We start from the raw sequence: 4,554 nt of genomic DNA, 5'->3' as shown, positions 1-4,554 counted from the left end.
CGAGGATGTGGCGGTGAAGATCGCCGAGGGCGAGGATATTGCGATGGAAGAGGGTCACTGGGATCTGGTGAAGTTCCTCCGTAACTACTACAAGGAGTACCAGATTGCGCCAGCCGTGAAGGTTTTGACCAAGGCGGTCGCCAGCGAGAAGGGCATGGACAAGAAAGAGGCGTCGGAGTTCCTCTATGCGATGTTCCCGAAAGGCCCGGCGTTGCAGGCTTGCAAGATCGCCGGACTTCCCAAGCCGACCGGCTGCGTTTGAAGCGCGGGCCGCGTGAGGCAAACCCACAACGAATTGACGGGCGATCCTGGTGAAAGGTCGCCCGTCACCAAAGTATCTGAGAACCAAAGGAGGCAACATGGAAGGTGCTAACGACAGCGCTGTGAAAGAGTCGTGCCATTGCGGCGGGTGCAATTCGTCGGGCAACGGCAAGTTCCTGAACGAAACGCCGATGCTCGACCAGCTCGAAAGCGGCCCGTGGCCGAGCTTCATCTCGGGCTTCAAGGAGCTTGCGGAGCGGACGCAGAAACCGATGCTGCGCGGCGTGCTCGACCAGCTCGAATATTCCTACAACACCAAGATGGGCTACTGGAAAGGCGGCCTGGTGACGGTTGACGGGTACGGCGCGGGCATCATCACGCGCTACTCGATGATCAAGGACAAGTTCCCCGAAGCCGCCGAGTTCCACACGATGCGCATCCAGCCCGCTCCGGGCCTGCACTACAACACGGCGATGCTGCGCGAACTGTGCGACACCTGGGAAAAATACGGCAGCGGCATCATCACCCTGCACGGCCAGACCGGCGACATCATGCTGCAAGGCATCGAGCAGGACAAGGTTCAGGAGTGCTTCGACGAGCTGAACCAGAAGGGCTGGGATCTCGGCGGCGCGGGCGCGGGTATGCGAACCGGCGTGTCGTGCATCGGCCAGGCCCGCTGCGACAACGCCTGCTACGACAACCTCAAGCTGCACCTTGACGCGCTCAAGTACTTCTCCGGTCGCGTCCATCGCCCCGAATGGAACTACAAGCTGAAATTCAAATTCTCCGGCTGCCCGAACGACTGCACCAACGCGATCATGCGCTCCGACCTGGCGGTAATCGGCACGTGGCGTGACGCCATCGCCATCGACCACGACGAAGTGAAGGCCTGGATCGCCGAAAAGGGCGTGGATGCCTTGGTCAACAACGTCATCAACCACTGCCCGACCAAAGCGATCACGCTCAAGGAGGGCGGCATCCAGATCGACACCGGCGACTGCGTACGCTGCATGCACTGCATCAACGCCATGTCCAAAGCGCTCTCGCCCGGCAAGGAAAAAGGCATCGCGCTGCTCATGGGCGGCAAGAACACGCTGAAAGTCGGCGTGAACATGGGATCGCTCATCGTGCCCTTCATGAAGATGGAGACCGACGAAGACCGCGAAGCCTTCCTCGAACTGATCGAAGAGATCATCGACTGGTGGGATGACGCAGGCCTCGACCACGAGCGCATCGGCGAAACCATCGAGCGCGTGGGGCTGAAACAGTTCCTCGACGGCGTCGGCATCGAGTACGACATCAACCAGATTTCGCGCCCGAGGGACAACCCCTATTTCAAAGCCAAGTACTGACAGCCGCTACTCTGGACAGACAAACAGAGCGGCGACGAAATAACAGCACAAACTCAGTCGTATCGGCTCCCGCGAAAGGAGCCGGTGCGCTTCAACCTACAGGAACGAGCATGAGCAGTCAGGAAAGAACCTGGAAGACCATAGAGTCGGGTCCGCACACCTACGAAGAGGCGCTGCATCCGGTGGTCAGGAAAAACTACGGCAAGTGGAAATACCATGAAATCCCGAAACCGGGCGTCCTGAAGCACGTAGCCGAGAGCGGCGACACGATCTGGACAGTTCGCGCGGGCACCCCTCGCCAGGATACCATCGATAAAGTACGCCAGCTCTGCGACGTCGCCGACAAGTACAGCGACGGCTTCCTGCGCTTCACGGTGCGCAACAACGTCGAGTTCCTGACGCCGAACGGCGAGAACGTCGAGCCGATGATCGCCGAACTCGAATCGCTCGGCTTCCCGGTTGGCGGCACCGGCATGTGCGTCTCGGCGGTTTCGCACACGCAGGGCTGGCTGCACTGCGATATTCCGGCCACCGACGCCTCCGGCGTGGTGAAGTCGATGATGGACACCGTTTACAACGAGTTCAAGGACATGCAGATGCCCAACAAGGTGCGTCTGTCCACCTCGTGTTGCTCGATCAACTGCGGCGGCCAGGCCGACATCGCCGTCGTCGTCAAGCACACCCGCCCCCCGCGCATCAACCACGAGCACCTCGTCAAGACCTGCGAACTGCCCAAAGCCGTGGCCCGCTGCCCGGTGGCGGCTATCCGCCCGACCGTCGTCGATGGCAAAAAGAGCCTCATGGTTGACGAAGCGAAGTGCATCTGCTGCGGCGCGTGTTTTGGCGCCTGCCCGGCGATGGAGATCAACCACCCCGAACACTCGAAATTCGCGGTCTGGGTTGGCGGCAAGAACAGCAACGCCCGCTCGAAACCCTCGACGATGAGCCTCGTGGCGCACAATCTGCCGAACAACCCGCCGCGCTGGCCGGAAGTGACCGAAGTCGTCGGCCGCATCCTCACCGCCTACAAAGCCGGAGGCCGCCCGTGGGAGCGCATCGGCGAATGGATCAACCGCATCGGCTGGAAGCGCTTCTTCGAAGAGACCGGCTTGCAGTTCGACGACAACATGATCGACAGCTATCGTCACGCCCGAACCACCTTCAACCAGTCGGCGCACATCCGTTTTTAAGCTGAAAAGCAAAGGAGCAACCTCATGAATGCAGAATCAAACCCGATTCTCGATTTTGCGACAGAGTACGTCTTCCCTGCCTTCAGCGAACTGACAGGGACCGACAAGATCGTCGCCTTCGGGGATCAGAGCCACAAATGCCCGGTCTATGTACCGCAGACCCCGCCGTGCACCGCCGAGTGCCCGGCAGGCGAGGACATTCGCGGCATCAACCGCTTTCTGAACGGCACCGACCCGTCGGACGATGCGCTGAAATCGGCGTGGGAGACGGCGGTGGAGACCAACCCGTTCCCGGCGATCATGGGCCGTATCTGCCCGCACCCGTGCCAGAGCAAGTGCAATCGCGGCGTGCACGACGAAAGCGTGGCCATCAACGCCGTCGAGCAGGTGATCGGCAACTACGCCATCGCCAACAACCTCAAACTCAAAGGCCCCGGCGCTGACACCGGCAAGCGAGTCGCCATCATCGGCGGCGGCCCGGCGGGACTGTCGGCAGCCTACCAGCTTCGGCGCAAAGGCCACGCCGTCACGATCTACGACGCCAACGAAAAGCTCGGCGGCATGGTGCTCTACGGCATCATGGGCTACCGCGTGGATCGCAAGGTGCTCGAAGCCGAAATCGCCAGAATTATCGAGCTTGGCGTCGAGACGAAGATGGGCGTCACCATCGGCAAGGACGTAACGCTCGAACAGCTCGAAGCGGAGTACGACGCGGTCTTCATCGGCGTCGGAGCGCAGAAAGGCCGCGGCCTGCCCGTGGCGGGCTTCGACGGTACGCCCGGCGCGACCAACGCCATCGACTTCCTGAAAAGCTACGAAGTGCTGGGCGACGACATTCCTGTCGGCAAGCACGTCGTGGTCATCGGCGACGGTAACGTGGCGATGGATGTCGCGCGTCTCGCGCTGCGTCTCGGCTCCGAGGCCGCCATCGTCTCCGGCGTACCACGCGAAGAGATGGCCTGCTTCGAGAATGAATACGACGATGCCGTAAAAGAGGGCACGACGATGTACTTCCAGACCGGCACCGCTGAAGTGCTCGGCGGCGAGAGCGGCGTCACCGGCCTGCGCTGTACCAAAATGGTCAAGAAAGCGAAGGGCGAGGAAGGCTGGAACTCGCCGATCCCGTTCCTGCGCTACAAGAGCACGGACGAGAGCTTCGTCATCGAAGCGGACATGGTGGTTGCGGCCATCGGCCAGGGAACCGACCTCGGCTGCCTCGGCAGCGCGTCGAGTGGCCCGTGGCTCAAGGTTGACCGCAACTTCCGCATTCCGGGCCGCGACAAGCTTTTCGGCGGCGGCGACGCGCTGAAGGTCGATCTCATCACCACCGCCGTGGGGCACGGCCGCAAAGCCGCCGCCTCGATCGACGCCTTCCTGAAGGGCGAGGCGATGCCCGAGTACCCGTACCGCGAAATCACCAAGCCGCACAAGCAGGATATGCTCTACTTTGTGCATACGCCGCAGGCAAAGCGCAGCAATATCGAGCCGGAGGTGGTCGTCGGCAACCACGACGAACTGCTCGTGGCGCTCAGCCCGGACGAAGCGGTCACCGAATCGAAACGGTGCATGAGCTGCGGCTTCTGCTTCGACTGCAAGCAGTGCGTCTCGTTCTGCCCGCAGGAGGCGATCACGCGCTACCGCGACAACCCGGCAGGCGAAAAAGTCTATACCAACTACTCGAAATGCGTCGGCTGCCACCTCTGCTCCCTGGTCTGCCCCTGCGGCTACATCCAGATGGGCATGGGCGACGG

Annotated in this window: 4 protein-coding genes; all 4 read left to right on the top strand. The window is 61.7% G+C overall.

From position 1 onward, the window contains the following. Window positions 1-262, top strand: a 262-nt coding sequence (locus FGF66_RS12245) for a TusE/DsrC/DsvC family sulfur relay protein (protein WP_139457916.1), incomplete at its 5' end; no start/stop codon positions are given. 97 nt (window positions 263-359) lie between these two features. Further along, complete coding sequence (gene dsrA, locus FGF66_RS12240) at window positions 360-1,613, top strand: dissimilatory-type sulfite reductase subunit alpha (protein ID WP_139457915.1); 1,254 nt, start codon at window positions 360-362, stop codon at window positions 1,611-1,613. Between the two features lie 110 nt (window positions 1,614-1,723). Next, window positions 1,724-2,803: a dissimilatory-type sulfite reductase subunit beta gene (gene dsrB, locus FGF66_RS12235; protein ID WP_139457913.1), complete on the top strand. Its 1,080-nt coding sequence runs from the start codon at window positions 1,724-1,726 to the stop codon at window positions 2,801-2,803. Window positions 2,804-2,827: 24 nt separating this feature from the next. Beyond that, on the top strand, window positions 2,828-4,554 hold a 1,727-nt coding region (locus FGF66_RS12230; protein ID WP_139457912.1), incomplete at its 3' end, for an NAD(P)-binding protein.

The sequence above is a fragment of the Chlorobaculum thiosulfatiphilum genome (assembly GCF_006265165.1).
GTDB lineage: Bacteria > Bacteroidota > Chlorobiia > Chlorobiales > Chlorobiaceae > Chlorobaculum > Chlorobaculum thiosulfatiphilum.
The sequence above is the reverse complement of the archived record's forward strand: the minus strand, read 5'-3'. Positions and strand labels throughout refer to the sequence as shown.